Annotated in this window: 12 protein-coding genes; 11 read left to right on the top strand and 1 reads right to left on the bottom strand. The window is 63.1% G+C overall.

From position 1 onward, the window contains the following. The first annotated feature begins 15 nt into the window (after positions 1-15). Positions 16-1434, top strand: coding sequence for a 23S rRNA (uracil(1939)-C(5))-methyltransferase RlmD (rlmD, locus tag HHL24_RS16135; RefSeq protein WP_169486457.1), 1419 nt, complete (start codon positions 16-18; stop codon positions 1432-1434). Between the two features lie 104 nt (positions 1435-1538). Here the strand turns inward: rlmD and HHL24_RS16130 are convergent, their stop codons facing one another. Then, a complete protein-coding gene (locus tag HHL24_RS16130; RefSeq protein WP_169486456.1) occupies positions 1539-2399 on the bottom strand; it encodes an outer membrane protein assembly factor BamD in 861 nt (286 codons plus the stop codon). Between the two features lie 38 nt (positions 2400-2437). Here HHL24_RS16130 and HHL24_RS16125 point away from each other — a divergent pair, with 38 nt between their 5' ends. The 10 genes from HHL24_RS16125 to HHL24_RS16080 all read left to right on the top strand — a co-directional run. Continuing rightward, on the top strand, positions 2438-3724 hold the full coding sequence (locus HHL24_RS16125; protein WP_169486455.1) for an RluA family pseudouridine synthase: 1287 nt from the start codon (positions 2438-2440) through the stop codon (positions 3722-3724). Continuing rightward, complete coding sequence (gene pgeF / locus HHL24_RS16120; RefSeq protein WP_169486454.1) at positions 3721-4578, top strand: peptidoglycan editing factor PgeF; 858 nt, start codon at positions 3721-3723, stop codon at positions 4576-4578. Before HHL24_RS16125 ends, pgeF begins: the two co-directional genes overlap by 4 nt. Positions 4579-5124: 546 nt before the next feature. Further along, positions 5125-6939, top strand: a complete 1815-nt coding sequence (gene phaC, locus HHL24_RS16115; protein WP_169486453.1) for a class I poly(R)-hydroxyalkanoic acid synthase — start codon at positions 5125-5127, stop codon at positions 6937-6939. Positions 6940-7073: 134 nt separating this feature from the next. After that, positions 7074-8255 carry an acetyl-CoA C-acetyltransferase gene (locus HHL24_RS16110; protein ID WP_169486452.1) on the top strand — a complete coding sequence of 394 codons (1182 nt, stop codon included), beginning with the start codon at positions 7074-7076 and terminating at the stop codon, positions 8253-8255. A gap of 217 nt (positions 8256-8472) precedes the next feature. Continuing rightward, positions 8473-9213 (top strand): 3-ketoacyl-ACP reductase, encoded by a 741-nt coding sequence (locus tag HHL24_RS16105; RefSeq protein WP_097392365.1) that lies wholly within the window; start codon positions 8473-8475, stop codon positions 9211-9213. Positions 9214-9346: 133 nt separating this feature from the next. After that, positions 9347-9964, top strand: a complete 618-nt coding sequence (gene phaR / locus HHL24_RS16100; RefSeq protein ID WP_169486451.1) for a polyhydroxyalkanoate synthesis repressor PhaR — start codon at positions 9347-9349, stop codon at positions 9962-9964. A gap of 370 nt (positions 9965-10334) precedes the next feature. Further along, positions 10335-11387, top strand: coding sequence for a tRNA dihydrouridine synthase (locus HHL24_RS16095; RefSeq protein WP_169486450.1), 1053 nt, complete (start codon positions 10335-10337; stop codon positions 11385-11387). Between the two features lie 117 nt (positions 11388-11504). Further along, on the top strand, positions 11505-12896 hold the full coding sequence (gene rimO / locus HHL24_RS16090) for a 30S ribosomal protein S12 methylthiotransferase RimO (RefSeq protein ID WP_169486449.1): 1392 nt from the start codon (positions 11505-11507) through the stop codon (positions 12894-12896). 123 nt (positions 12897-13019) lie between these two features. Continuing rightward, positions 13020-13925: a sugar kinase gene (locus HHL24_RS16085; protein ID WP_169486588.1), complete on the top strand. Its 906-nt coding sequence runs from the start codon at positions 13020-13022 to the stop codon at positions 13923-13925. A gap of 65 nt (positions 13926-13990) precedes the next feature. Next, positions 13991-14737: acetyl-CoA C-acyltransferase (locus HHL24_RS16080; protein WP_169486448.1), on the top strand; the 747-nt coding region annotated here is incomplete at its 3' end.

Genomic DNA, 14737 nt, shown 5'->3' with positions numbered 1-14737 from the left:
GTCAGGAAGTCGCAGGTGTCCCGAACTGCCCCCCAGCGTCGCTCGCCCAAGCGCCAGAAGGCGCCCGCTCCGGTCAAAGCGCACGTCATCACCGGCAATGAGCCGATCATCGAAATCGTTTCGCTCGATATGGAAGCGCGCGGCGTAGGCCGTATCGAGAGCGAAGACGGCACGCCCGGCAAGGTCATTTTTGTCGAAGGCGCGTTGCCCGGCGAGCGTGTCAGCTACTCGACGCATCGCAGTAAGCCGAAATTCGAGCAGGCTGAGGTCGTCCAGGTGTTCCGCGAAAGCGTGCTTCGCACCAAACCGAAATGCACTTACTTCGATGTCTGCGGCGGTTGTTCGATGCAGCATCTCGACATCCGTGCCCAGATTGCCGTCAAGCAGCGCGTGCTCGAAGACAATTTCCAGCATCTGGCGAAGCTGCGCCCGGAGACGGTGTACCGGCCAATTCACGGCCCAGCGTGGGGATATCGTTACCGCGCGCGTCTGGCTGTGCGTTATCTGCCGGAAAAGGGCGGCATGCGGATCGGCTTCTACGAGAAGAACAGCAGCAATATCGCCGATATGAAGACCTGCGAGGTGCTGCCGCCGCATGTGTCGGCGATGCTGATGCCGCTGCGTTTCATGGTCCGCAAGCTGTCGATTTACGATCGTATGCCGCAGATCGAACTCGCGGTCGGCTCGTCGGTCACCGCGCTGGTGCTGCGCAATCTCGCGCCGATCACCGCGGCCGACGAGCAGGTGCTGCGCGATTTCGCCGACGAACACAAGATCCAGTGGTGGTTGCAGCCGGGTGGCCCTGACACGGTTACGCCGTTTTATCCGCTCGCCGTGCAACTCGACTACACGCTGCCGGAATTCAACATCCGGATGCCGTTCAAGCCGACCGATTTCACCCAGGTGAATCACGCGATCAATCGCGTGCTGGTGAGCCGCGCGCTGCGTCTGCTGGCCCCGGCCAGCACGGACCGCGTGCTCGATCTGTTCTGCGGAATCGGCAATTTCACGCTGCCGCTCGCCCGGATTTCGAAGGAAGTGGTGGGTATTGAAGGTAGTGACGTGCTGACATCGCGCGCGCTTGCCAATGCCGAGCTGAACGGTGTGGCGGGCCATACGTCGTTTGCCTGCCGCAACCTGTTCGAAGTCACCGCCGACGACATGCGCGCGCTCGGCCATTTCGACAAATTCCTCATCGACCCGCCGCGCGAAGGCGCGCTGGCCGTCGCCAGGGCACTTGTGGAGATCGCGCAGAGCGGCAATGGGCCGCTGCCCAAGCGTATCGTCTACGTATCGTGCAACCCGGCGACGCTCGCACGCGATTCAGGCCTGCTGGTGCATGAGGCCGGCTACCGGCTGGTGGGCGCGGGCGTGGTGAACATGTTCCCGCATACGTCGCATGTGGAGTCGATTGCGATGTTCGAGCGGGACTGAGGGCACCTGATGCCAGCTTGTGGGGCACAGGCTGGCGGCGCTGCACAAACAAAAACGCCACGACTTCGGTCGTGGCGTTTTTGTTTAAAGCAGCTAGTCGAGGCTTAGAACTGCCACCACGATTTTTCCTTGCCGGGCCTTGCATGGCCCGTGACGTACGGGCTGTCGGGGAAGGTGCCGGCCAGGATGCGCTTCGTGTCGTCGGCCAGTTGCGGCTGATTCAGCTTTTCGTACGACAGCATCATGATGTGCAGTGCGTCTTCGATAGCCGGCGCATTCTTGTATTCCTTCAACGCCAGTTGCGCGCGGTTGATCGCGGCGACGTACGCGCCACGGCGGTAGTAATAATCCGCCGCGTGCACTTCGTGCGACGCCAGAGCATTCACGATATAGCGCATGCGTTGCGCGGCGTCCGGCGCATACTTGCTGTTCGGGTACTTGTCGACCACGACCTTGAACGCGTCATACGACTCGCGCAGCGACTTCGGATCGCGCTCGCTCATGTCCTGGCCGGAGAAGCGGCCGAACAGACCGAGGTCGTCGTTGAAGTGGATCATGCCCTTCAGGTAGTACGCGTACGCGATGTCCGGGTGATCCGGGTGCAGCTGGATGAAGCGGTCGATCGCCTGGTCGGCGGCGGCGTTTTCGTTATCTTTCCAGTTGCAATACGCGACGTTGATCTGCGCTTGCTGGGCAAAGTGGCCGAACGGATCGCGGCCTTCGAGCATCTCGAAATACTTGGCGCACTTGCCGTAATCACCACCGGTCAGAGCGTCGTTCGCCTCCGTATATAATTTGTTGTTGTTCCACGTAGCCGTCTCGTCGGTCTTTTCCGGCAGGCCGTGACAAGCCGCAACAACGGCGACGGCTGCGGCACACGCAATGTATCCGGCCACTTTCCGGGCCGCCTTCTTGATGGCCGCCAAATTGATCGCCGCTTTAGTGATGGTGTTCAAGGCTCGCATTTTCCAGTCTAGCTTTACGTCCAGGTGACCCAGACTCAATGACCCGCTCAAATACTCCAGGCGCCGCAACCGGTGCCGGGAATAGCAACAAAGATTATAGCGTAAGCGCTGACCCCTCCGACGCGTTGGGCGTCGATTCACTCGACGACGATCTCGGCAGCGACGCGCTCGCCTGCGCCGGCCCGCAAAGCAGGGTGCCGACGGTGGCGAGCCCGGTGGCGGACGAGTCGCCGCGCAGCGTCGTCGTGCCCGACGAACTGGCCGGCGAGCGCCTCGACAAGGTGATCGCCCGACTCTTTCCTGAGTTTTCACGTAACCGGCTGCAAAGCTGGATCGAGTCGGAGCGGGTGCGCATCGACGGCAAGCCGGCGAAGATTCGTCAGCCGGTGCCGCTTGGCGCGACCATCGAGCTCGTGCCCGATCTGCTGCCGGAGCAACTCGCGTTCACGCCCGAGCCGGTGCCGCTCGACATCGTCTACGAGGACGACACGCTGGTGGTCATCAACAAGCCGGCCGGCATGGTCGTGCATCCAGCGGCCGGCAATTGGAGCGGCACGGTCCTGAACGGTCTGCTGTACCGCTATGGCGACGCTGCAGCGGGCCTGCCGCGTGCCGGTATCGTCCATCGGCTCGACAAGGAAACGTCCGGCCTGATGGTGGTGGCGCGCACGCTCGAGGCGCAGACCGATCTGGTGCGCCAGCTCCAGGCACGCACGGTGAAGCGTCGTTATCTCGCGCTGGTGTGGGGCAACATGCCCGAAGAAGGCACGATCGACGCGCCAATCGGCCGCGATCCGCGCGAACGCACGCGCATGGCGGTGGTGACGAGCGCATCGGGCAAGGCGGCGCGCACGCATTTCCGGCGCGTGGACACCGCGATCTGGCAGCGTCAGCCGGTCACGGCGATTCATTGCGATCTGGAAACCGGCCGTACCCATCAGATTCGCGTGCATTGCGCGCACATCGGCCATCCGCTGCTCGGCGATCCGGTTTATGGGCGCGCGCGCGGCAAGCGCTCGGTGACGCCGCTGCCGGACGGTTTCGCGCGTCAGGCGCTGCATGCATGGCGCCTCGGCCTGATCCATCCGCAAACCGGCCGGACCATGCAATGGCGCGCCGATGCACCGGAAGACATGCAGGTGCTGTCGGCGGCGCTCGGTCTTGGGCGTGACGATGCGGGCGAGTTCGACGAGACGTACTATGAGGAAGACGACTACGACGTCTCGCCGGACGACTATGCCGACGAGGACGAAGCACGCGGTGACGGCGATCAGGACGAAGGCGACGAACACGACGACGAACACGACGAGGACGGTCACGCATGAGCTTGCCCGAGCTGAGCTTTGCTGATGTTGTGCAACCGGCATGGAACGTATCGCCGCGGGTGCGTGCGCTCGTCACCACGCGCAACGGCGGCGTGAGCGAGCCGCCGTTCGGCCGCTGGCAGGATGGCGTGGACCAGCCCGGCGGCCTGAATTTGGGAATGAAAGCCGGTGACGATCCCGCCGCGGTCGCAACCAATCGCGCGCGGCTGCTGAGTCTGGCAGGCGCAAGCGAGGCCGCGTGGCTCGAACAGATTCACGGCGCCGGCATCGTGCGCGCCGAAGATGCGCTCGCGCAGACTCACGCAAGCGGCACGCCGACACGAGCCGATGCCAGCGTCACCGATCGGCCCGGCACGGTGTGTGTCGTGATGGTCGCCGATTGCATGCCGGTGCTGTTGTGCGACGAAGCGGGGCGCGCGGTCGGGGCAGCCCATGCCGGCTGGCGTGGCCTGGCAGCGGGCATCGTCGAACAGACCGCGCAGCACGTTGCCGATCTCGCCGGTGTGGAGGCCGCGTCGTTGCACGCCTATCTCGGCCCGGCGATCGGACCCGGCGCATTCGAGGTGGGTGCAGATGTGCGTGACGCCTTCATGAAGGGCGTGGACGGCGCGCAACGCGAGGCTACCGCGAATGCATTCGTTACGCATCCGCAAAACCCCGGCAAATATCTCGCCGATCTCGCGGCGCTGGCGCGCTTGCGCCTGCAGCGGCTCGGCGTGACGCGCATTGTCGGCGGCGATCTGTGTACGGTCACGCAACGTGAGCGTTTCTATTCCTATCGCCGCGATCGCGAGACCGGCCGCATGGCCGCGCTGATCTGGCTGGACGATCAGGCGCAGACGATCGCGGAATGAGTTAGCTCCGCTATCGCGCCCGGTACGTCGGGCGCGACGCCTTCCTGCGAACACGCGTATGAGGGTTTATTCGGAGGCGCGGCACGCTTTTATGCTGCGCTGCCGGAATTCGCCGCGCGTGCGTAAATCCGCCGCCAACAATGTTCGCGTCCGAACGGATAAATGCACATAAACCCACGCAATATGGGCGTTTTTTTCGCTTACGTCGGCACTGATCAACCGATGTTCCAAAAGCGCGATCTGCTACACAGGGAAAACGATAATTAAAAAACTATCGCACTGCGGCAAAATCGGGAACAAGCATTGACATGCCTTGCGATGGGGAGCAAGAATGTTCCTCACAGCTCCTCGTACATGGGACAGGGCGTGACGAGGTCGCGAGCAATCGCCCACGTGCGCATAAACCTGCCTCTCAACCCGTCCGCAAGGACTTACCGGTCAAAAGCAGGTATGGCAGCTTCACATTCCTCAGCTTCCCCCAGCACGGACTCCTCGACGGAGCATACGCAGCAGCCCGGTACGAGCGGCGCAACGCCGGCCGCAGGCATGCAGCAGTTATTGGACGCCTGGACGAATGCGTGGCGTTCGCTCGGCACGCCGCCCGGCGGCAATGGCACACCTTTCCCGATGCCGCAAATGCCTCAGATACCGCAAATGGGTCTGCCGCAGATGCCGTCGTTCCCCGGCATGCCTGATTTCAGCAAACTGGCTGCAGGGTCGCTGCCGTCAATGCCTTCATTCGCCGGACTCAATGTTCCGAGCGCCGCGATTCCATCGGAGCGTCTGCAAAAACTGCAAGCCGATTATTCGCACGAAGCCATGGAGCTGATCCAGCAGGCCGCCAGTTCCACGACCAAGGCACCCGAACTCAAAGACCGCCGCTTCAGTTCCGACGCGTGGAGTTCAGCGCCGGCCTACGCATTTACTGCCGCCTGGTATCTGCTGAACGCGCGCTATCTGCAGGAAATGGTCGATGCGCTCGAAACGGAACCGAAGATGCGCGAGCGCATCCGTTTCGCCGTTCAGCAATGGACCGCGGCGGCATCGCCGAGCAACTTCTTTGCGTTGAATCCGGAAGCGCAAAAGACCTTGCTCGATAGCAAGGGTGAGAGCTTGCGCCAGGGCGTGATGAATCTGCTGGGCGACATGCAGCGCGGCAAGATCTCGCAGACCGACGAATCGCGTTTCGTGGTCGGCGAAAATCTCGCGAACACCGAAGGCTCGGTGGTGTTCGAGAACGACCTGATGCAGTTGATCCAGTACAAGCCACGCACGGCCACTGTGCGTGAGCGTCCGCTGCTGATCGTGCCGCCTTGCATCAACAAGTTCTACATTCTCGATCTGCAACCGGAGAACTCGCTGGTTGCGCACGGGCTCGATTCGGGCCATCAGGTGTTTCTGATTTCGTGGCGCAATGCGGATGCATCGATCGCGGGCAAGACGTGGGACGACTACATCGGCGAGGGCGTCCTCAAAGCGATCGAAACGGTCAGCAAGATTAGCGGCCGCGAGCAGATCAACACGCTGGGTTTCTGCGTGGGCGGCACCATGCTTGCCACGGCGCTGGCGGTGGCGGCCGCGCGCGGGGAGCATCCGGCTGCGTCGATGACCTTGCTCACCGCGATGCTCGACTTCTCGGACACGGGCGTGCTCGACGTGTTCGTCGACGAGGCGCACGTGCAGATGCGCGAGCAGACCATCGGCGGCAAGAACGGCAGCGCGCCAGGATTGATGCGCGGCATCGAATTCGCCAACACCTTCTCGTTCCTGCGGCCGAACGATCTGGTGTGGAACTACGTCGTCGACAATTACCTCAAAGGGCGCACGCCGGTGCCGTTCGATCTGCTGTACTGGAACAGCGATTCGACCAGTCTGCCGGGCCCGATGTATGTCTGGTATCTGCGTAACACGTATCTCGAGAACCGTCTGCGCGAGCCCGGTGCGTTGACCACCTGTGGCGAGCCGGTCGACCTCTCGAAGATCGATGTGCCCACCTTCATCTACGGTTCACGCGAAGACCATATCGTGCCGTGGCAAACCGCCTATGCGTCGGTGCCGCTGCTCTCCGGGCCACTGAAGTTCGTGCTCGGCGCGTCGGGTCATATCGCGGGGGTGATCAATCCGCCGGCGAAGAAAAAGCGCAACTACTGGACGCTGGAAGGCGACGTCAAGACATTGCCGGAAAGTCCGGACGAATGGCTCGATCAGGCGGCCGATGTGCCTGGCAGCTGGTGGCCCGAATGGACCACGTGGCTCGACCAGTATGGCGGCAAGAAAGTGAAGCCGCGCGCCGTAGCCGGCTCCGCTGAATTCCCGGTTATCGAGCCGGCGCCGGGGCGTTATGTGCGGCAACGTGAGTAGGTTGTAGCGCGCCTGAAGGCGCGGTTGTTTGGCGGTATGAATGCGCGTCCGGATAGGCACGGGCGCATGAGCAACAAGATTTTTAACTTGACGGGCTACGGCGTATTCGGCCGATGTGCCCGGAGGATATGGAAATGACTGATGTTGTGATCGTATCGGCCGCCCGTACGGCAGTAGGTAAATTCGGTGGGTCGCTGGCGAAGATCGCCGCGCCCGAACTCGGCGCGACGGTGATTCGCGCCGTGCTCGAACGGGCTGGTCTGAAGCCTGAGCAGGTTAGCGAAGTCATCCTGGGGCAGGTGCTGACGGCAGGCTCGGGCCAGAACCCGGCGCGTCAGTCGCTGATCAAGGCGGGACTGCCCACGGCCGTGCCCGGCATGACGATCAACGTGGTGTGCGGCTCCGGCCTGAAGGCTGTGATGCTGGCGGCCAATGCGATCATCGCCGGCGACGCCGACATCGTGATCGCTGGCGGTCAGGAAAACATGAGTGCCGCGCCGCACGTGCTGCCGGGCTCGCGCGACGGTTTCCGCATGGGCGACGCGAAGCTGATCGACTCGATGATCGTCGACGGCCTGTGGGACGTGTACAACCAGTACCACATGGGCGTGACGGCGGAAAACGTCGCCAAGGAATACGGCATCACGCGCGAGCAGCAGGACGCATTCGCGGCGCTGTCGCAGAACAAGGCGGAAGCCGCGCAGAAGTCGGGCCGTTTCAACGACGAAATCGTGCCGGTCGACATTCCGCAACGCAAGGGCGAGCCGCTGCGCTTCGCTACGGACGAGTTCGTGCGTCACGGCGTGACGGCTGAATCGCTGGGGAGTCTGAAGCCGGCTTTCTCGAAGGAAGGCACGGTCACGGCGGCCAACGCGTCGGGTCTGAACGACGGCGCGGCGGCGGTGCTGGTGATGTCGGCGAAGAAGGCCGAAGCGCTTGGCCTCACGCCGCTCGCCCGCATCAAGGCTTACGCCACCTCGGGTCTGGATCCGAAGGTGATGGGCATGGGCCCGGTGCCCGCGTCGCGCCGCTGTCTCGAGCGCGCGGGCTGGACGCCGGCCGATCTCGACCTGATGGAAATCAACGAAGCGTTTGCCGCGCAGGCGCTGGCTGTGAATCAGCAGATGGGCTGGGACACGTCGAAGATCAACGTGAACGGCGGTGCGATTGCGATCGGCCATCCGATCGGCGCGTCCGGTTGCCGGGTTCTCGTCACGCTGCTGCACGAAATGCAGAAGCGCGATGCGAAGAAGGGTCTGGCGTCGCTGTGTATCGGCGGCGGCATGGGTGTGGCGCTGGCGCTCGAGCGCGCTTGAAGGATCTTCAGCGGACTCAAGCCGGCTTTGATGGGCTTAGGTGCGTTTTGGCAGGCGGTAAGCAGGGTTGCCGCGCGTCACAGTCACAGGGCAGCACGTGGCGCGCGGTGAGCAATGGCCTCGTCGGCCGGTCGCCCGGCGGCAGTGGAGATGAAGCACCAGGCGAGGGAAGAGGCAGCCGGTCGGCGCCTCGAAAACGAAAAACGGAGTGTGGTTTATGACACAGCGAATTGCGTACGTAACGGGCGGGATGGGCGGCATCGGCACGAGCATTTGCCAAAGGCTGCACAAAGAGGGCTTCAAGGTCGTTGCAGGTTGTGGCCCGAACTCGCCGCGCCGCGTGAAGTGGCTCGAAGAGCAGAAGGCGCTCGGCTACGATTTCATCGCGTCCGAAGGTAACGTCGGCGATTGGGAATCGACCAAGGTGGCGTTCGACAAGGTCAAGGCCGAAGTCGGTGAGATTGATGTGCTGGTGAACAACGCCGGCATTACGCGCGACGTCGTGTTCCGCAAGATGACGCACGAAGACTGGACGGCGGTGATCGACACCAACCTGACCAGCCTGTTCAACGTCACCAAGCAGGTAATCGACGGCATGGTCGAGCGCGGCTTTGGGCGAGTCATCAACATTTCGTCGGTGAACGGCCAGAAGGGGCAGTTTGGCCAGACCAACTACTCGACCGCGAAGGCCGGCATTCACGGCTTCACGATGTCGCTGGCGCAGGAAGTGGCCACTAAAGGCGTGACGGTTAACACCGTATCGCCAGGCTACATCGGCACGGATATGGTCAAGTCGATCCGCCCGGACGTGCTGGAAAAGATCGTCGCGACGATTCCGGTGCGCCGTCTCGGCCAGCCGCAGGAAATCGGCTCGATCGTGGCATGGCTTGCCTCGGACGAATCGGGTTTCTCCACGGGTGCGGATTTTTCGCTGAACGGCGGTTTGCATATGGGCTGAGTCTCCGGCGCGCCGCTCACAAGGCAGCGTGCTTCGGCTCAGATGGTTCCGGCGGCGTCCCGGTTGCACAATTGCCCGATTGTGCGCCGGCATGACGCCGTTTCCGCGCTCAACTTGCGCTCAAAGGCGTTACATGACTACTACTACAAAGAAAACAGCCGAACGATTGATCAAGAAGTATCCGAATCGTCGACTCTACGATACCGAGACAAGCACGTACATCACGCTGACGGACGTTAAGCAGCTCGTGTTGGATCAGGAGGATTTCAAGGTCATCGATGCGAAGAGCAACGAGGACCTGACGCGCGCCATCCTGTTGCAGATCATTCTCGAAGAGGAAAGCGGCGGCTTGCCGATGTTCTCGTCGTCGATGCTGTCGCAAATCATCCGTTTCTACGGCCACGCGATGCAGGGCATGATGGGCACGTATCTGGAGAAGAACATCCAGGCCTTCATCGACATTCAGGCGAAACTCGCTGATCAGTCGAAGAACCTGTACGAAGGCAAGGCGATGAACCCCGAAGTCTGGTCGCAGTTCATGAACATGCAGGCGCCGATGATGCAGGGCATGATGACCAGCTATATCGAGCAGTCGAAGAACATGTTCGTGCAGATGCAGGAGCAGATGCAGAACCAGGCGAAATCGATGTTCGCCACCTTCCCGTTCACACCGGGTGGACCAACGAATGCGGCCGGAGCGCCGGTCACGCCGGCTAATCCGCAAAGCAATCCGGAGCCGGAGAAGAAGTAATCGCGCAGCGCGGCGCCGACGCGACGAATGCGTCTTGGCGCGTCCGCCCCACGGCCCTGGTGGCCGGGTGTGCACGTCGCGCGCCAATGGGTGCCGGGCGCGACCGGCGGCCCGAGCGCCGAGCGGACGGCCGTGGGCGCGGTACAATCGTGGGTTGCGTGCGCTGGCGCGGGGTATGGTCCTTGTGATCCTGTCCCCTCAGCTCTTGTCGCGCCATCCCATTTGTCGCCGTCGCCACCGCTGTAAGCCCACCCCATCTATGTCACAAAACCGTTTCCCTACCACGCCCATGCCTTCGATTCCGAGGGTCGGATGTGTCAGCCTTGGCTGACCGCAAGATTCGCAAAAGCAGCTTAGGCGCCGTTCTCGCATGAGCCAGCTGTTTCTTGCGCCCATGGAAGGGCTTGCGGACTACGTGCTGCGCGACGTATTGACCAGCACGGGCGGATTCGACGGGTGCGTGTCCGAGTTCGTCAGGGTGACGGGCTCGGTGCTTCCCGAGCGTGTCTACGAGAGGGATACGCCCGAAGTCCTCCACGGAGGCCGTACCCCCGGCGGCACACCGATGGTGATCCAACTGCTCGGCAGCGATCCCGAATGGATGGCGCTGAATGCGGCCCAGGCGGCCAGTTTGTCGCCGCATGGACTCGATCTGAACTTCGGTTGTCCCGCCAAAGTCGTCAACCGGCACGGCGGCGGCGCGATGCTGCTGGCGCACCCTGACCAGCTGAACCGGATCGTTTCGTCCGTTCGCGCCGCGGTGCCCGCCGGCATCGCCGTGACAGCAAAAATGCGGCTCGGCGTGTCCGATACTTCGCTTGCGATCGACTGCGCCACGGCGCTGGCGGAAGGCGGTGCCGCCTCTCTCGTTGTGCATGCCAGAACGCGTGACCATGGCTACCGGCCGCCGGCCCACTGGGAGTGGATCGCGCGTATCGACGACGCCGTGGACGTGCCGGTCATTGCCAATGGAGAAGTCTGGACGGTGGCCGACTGGGAGCGGTGCCGGGCGGTCAGCGGCTGCGCGGACGTGATGATCGGGCGGGGCGCCGTGTCGGATCCTTTCCTGGTCTTGCGCATACGCGGACTGATGGATCAGAGGCCTTCCGGTGAAGAATGGCCGGCCGTGCTGGGTCTGCTCGCCGACTACCTGAAAAAACTGCAAGCCCGCGTCGCGGCCCGCCATGAGCACGGACGCGTCAAAATGTGGCTCAGCTATCTGAAGCGGACCTGGCCGCAGGCCGCCGAGCTGCATGCAGCCATCCGGCGCCTGCATGATTCGCGCGAAATTCTCGAGGTGATCGAGCGCGCTCTGGAATTCAACGACTCGATACCGGCGTATCAACGCGCGGCCCTCGGCCTGCTCGATCCGGCAGCGCCTCCCCACTTGACCGGCTGCACGGTCGCCGGCGCGGTACAATAAAGGGTTGCGTGCGCGGGACACTGTCCGGGCTGTGGCCTTCATGGCCGTCGGGCTCCTTAGCCTTGCCGCACCGTCCCCTTTTGTCGCCATCGTCACCGCTATACGCCGGACCCACCTATGTCGCAGACCATTTCCCCCGCCGTGCCGACCCCTTCGACTCCGAAGGTCGGTTTCGTCAGCCTCGGCTGTCCTAAAGCGCTAGTCGATTCCGAGCAAATCATCACGCAGCTGCGCGCCGAGGGCTACGAGATCTCCGGCACGTACGACGGCGCGGACCTCGTCGTCGTCAACACCTGCGGCTTCATCGACGAAGCGGTGCAGGAAAGCCTCGACGCGATCGGCGAAGCGCTCAGCGAAAACGGCAAGGTGATCGTCACGGGTTGCCTCGGTGCCAAGCAGAGTGCGAGTGGCGCAAACCTGATCGAAGAAGTGCATCCGAAGGTGCTGGCCGTGACCGGCCCGCACGCGCTCGGCGAAGTGATGCAGGCGGTGCACAATCACCTGCCGAAGCCGCACGATCCGTTCATCGATCTGGTGCCGGCTGCCGGCGTGAAGCTCACGCCGCGCCACTACGCGTACCTGAAAATTTCCGAAGGCTGTAATCACCGCTGCACGTTCTGCATCATCCCGTCGATGCGCGGCGACCTCGTGTCGCGCCCGGTTGCCGAAGTGATGCTCGAAGCCGAGAACCTGTTCAAGTCCGGCGTGAAGGAACTGCTGGTGATTTCGCAGGACACGAGCGCATACGGCGTCGACGTCAAGTACCGTACCGGTTTCTGGAACGGCAAGCCGATCAAGACGCGCATGACCGATCTGGTTGGCGCGCTCGGCGAACTCGCGGCGCAATACGGCGCATGGGTGCGTTTGCATTACGTGTATCCGTATCCGAGCGTCGATGAAGTCATTCCGCTGATGGCCGAAGGTCCGTTCAAGGGGCACGTGCTGCCGTATCTGGATGTGCCGTTCCAGCACGCGCATCCGGAAGTGTTGAAGCGCATGAAGCGTCCGGCCAACGCCGAGAAGGTGATGGAGCGCGTGAAGGCGTGGCGCGAAATGTGCCCCGATCTGACGATCCGCAGCACGTTCATCGCCGGTTTCCCGGGCGAGACCGAAGAGCAATTCCAGACGCTGCTCGATTTCATTCGCGAGGCGGAGCTGGATCGGGTTGGCTGCTTTGCGTACTCGCCGGTCGAAGGCGCGAGCGCCAACGAACTCGACGGCGCATTGCCGGACGAAGTGCGCGAAGAACGCCGTGCGCGTTTCATGGAAGTCGCCGAAGAAGTGTCGGCCAAACGGATCGCCAAGAAAGTCGGCAAGACGCTGAAAGTGCTGGTCGACGAGATCAATGCCGATGGCGGCATCGGCCGCACGGCGGCAGATGCGCCCGAGATCGACGGCGTTGTGTATATCGCACCGGCCACCAAGGCGTCGAAGCGTTACAAGGTCGGTGATTTCGTCTCGGTGAAGATTACCGGCGCCGATGGTCACGACCTGTGGGGCGAGGTTTAAGCGATGACGGTGAGCATGGCCGGCACGCCGGCTTCCCGAACTCCGGAAAGCCGGCCTCCGGTAGCCCGGCGCCCGGAAAGCCGGCCTCCGGTAGCCCGGCGCCCGGCAGGCCGGCCCCCCGAAATCCTCGCGCTCGGTGAGGCGATGATCGAATTCAACCAGTCGGCCAAAGATCAGCCGAACTATCTGCAAGGTTTCGGCGGCGATACGTCGAACTTCTGCATCGCGGCAGCACGGCAGGGCGCGAAGACGGGTTTCGTGTCGGCCGTCGGCAGCGACCATTTCGGGCGTTTGTTGATCGATCTGTGGGAACGCGAGCAGGTTGAGACGTCGCTTGTGCGCGTCGATCTGCACGCGTCCACCGGGGTCTATTTCGTCTCGCACGGTCCCGCAGGTCACACGTTCGACTATCTGCGCGCGGGGTCGGCCGCGAGCCGCTACGCGCCGCACGATGTGCCGCTCGACGCGATCGCCGCAGCCAAAGTCATCCACCTGTCCGGCATCAGTCTCGCGATTAGCATGAGCGCCTGCGACGCCGCGTTGGCGGCGATCGAGCATGCGCGAGCGAATGGCGTGCGCGTGAGCTTCGACACCAACCTGCGCCTGAAGCTGTGGCCGCTCGCAAGAGCACGCGCGGTGATGCTCGAAGCCATTCGTCAAACCGACATTTGCCTGCCGAGCTGGGACGACGTCACCGAACTCACCGGCTTGACCGGCCGCGACGAGATCGTCGATTTTCTGCTGTCACACGGCCCGCGTGTCGTGGCGCTCAAGCTCGGCAAGGAAGGCTCGTACATCGCCACGCCTGACGAGCGACGTCTCGTGCCGGGCCACGTCGTCAACGCGGTCGATGCGACCGGCGCGGGGGACTGCTTCGGCGGCGCGTTCATCGCGCGCATCGTTGCCGGTGACGATCCTTTTCAAGCGGCGCGTTATGCGAACGTCGCCGCGGCCCTGTCCACGCAAGGTTACGGCGCGGTCGCGCCGATCCCTTCGCGGGCAACGGTCGAACACATCCTGGCCGGCTGACGGCAACGCGCTGCGCAGCCCGTCAGGGCAAGATCATCTTGAGACACTAAAGAGAGGAGCGAGCGATGGAACGGGACGTAGTGGTGGTAAGCGGTGTACGTACGGCAATCGGCGGTTTTGGCGGCAGTCTGAAAGATTTTCCGCCGACCGATCTTGGCGCACGCGTCGTGCGTGAAGCGCTGGCGCGCGCGAACGTGTCGGGCGACGAGGTCGGCCATGTAGTGTTCGGCAACGTCGTGCACACCGAACCGAAAGACATGTATCTGGCCCGCGTGGCGGCGATCAACGGCGGCGTCGCGCAACATGCGCCAGCGTTGACTGTCAACCGCCTGTGTGGCTCGGGCTTGCAGGCCATCGTCTCGGCCGCGCAAAGCGTGCTGCTCGGCGACGCCGACATCGCGATCGGCGGCGGCGCGGAAAACATGAGCCGCGCGCCGTATTCCATGCCGGCTGCGCGCTTCGGTCAGCGCATGGGCGATGCGCGCCTCGTCGACATGATGGTCGGCGCACTGAACGACCCGTTCCAGTCGATCCATATGGGCGTGACTGCCGAGAACGTCGCGCGCAAATACGAGATCTCGCGTGAAACGCAGGATGCACTCGCGCTCGAATCGCATCGCCGCGCGGCCAACGCGATCACGAGCGGCTACTTCAAGGACCAGATCCTGCCGATCACGATTCCGTCGAAGAAGGGCGACGTCGTGTTCGATACGGATGAGCACGCACGCATGAACGCAACGGCAGAAGACTTCTCCAAGTTGAAGCCGGTGTTCGCGAAGGAAAACGGCACGGTGACGGCCGGCAACGCGTCG

Origin of the sequence: Paraburkholderia polaris (assembly GCF_012927345.1) — a bacterium.
GTDB lineage: Bacteria > Pseudomonadota > Gammaproteobacteria > Burkholderiales > Burkholderiaceae > Paraburkholderia > Paraburkholderia polaris.
The sequence above is the reverse complement of the archived record's forward strand: the minus strand, read 5'-3'. Positions and strand labels throughout refer to the sequence as shown.

Coding starts and splice junctions, on each gene's coding strand:
- HHL24_RS16130 (WP_169486456.1), bottom strand. CDS start 2,399: ATGCGAGCCTTGAACACCATCACTAAAGCGGCGATCAATTTGGCGGCC.
- HHL24_RS16125 (WP_169486455.1), top strand. CDS start 2,438: ATGACCCGCTCAAATACTCCAGGCGCCGCAACCGGTGCCGGGAATAGC.
- pgeF (WP_169486454.1), top strand. CDS start 3,721: ATGAGCTTGCCCGAGCTGAGCTTTGCTGATGTTGTGCAACCGGCATGG.
- phaC (WP_169486453.1), top strand. CDS start 5,125: ATGCAGCAGTTATTGGACGCCTGGACGAATGCGTGGCGTTCGCTCGGC.
- HHL24_RS16110 (WP_169486452.1), top strand. CDS start 7,074: ATGACTGATGTTGTGATCGTATCGGCCGCCCGTACGGCAGTAGGTAAA.
- HHL24_RS16105 (WP_097392365.1), top strand. CDS start 8,473: ATGACACAGCGAATTGCGTACGTAACGGGCGGGATGGGCGGCATCGGC.
- phaR (WP_169486451.1), top strand. CDS start 9,347: ATGACTACTACTACAAAGAAAACAGCCGAACGATTGATCAAGAAGTAT.
- HHL24_RS16095 (WP_169486450.1), top strand. CDS start 10,335: ATGAGCCAGCTGTTTCTTGCGCCCATGGAAGGGCTTGCGGACTACGTG.
- rimO (WP_169486449.1), top strand. CDS start 11,505: ATGTCGCAGACCATTTCCCCCGCCGTGCCGACCCCTTCGACTCCGAAG.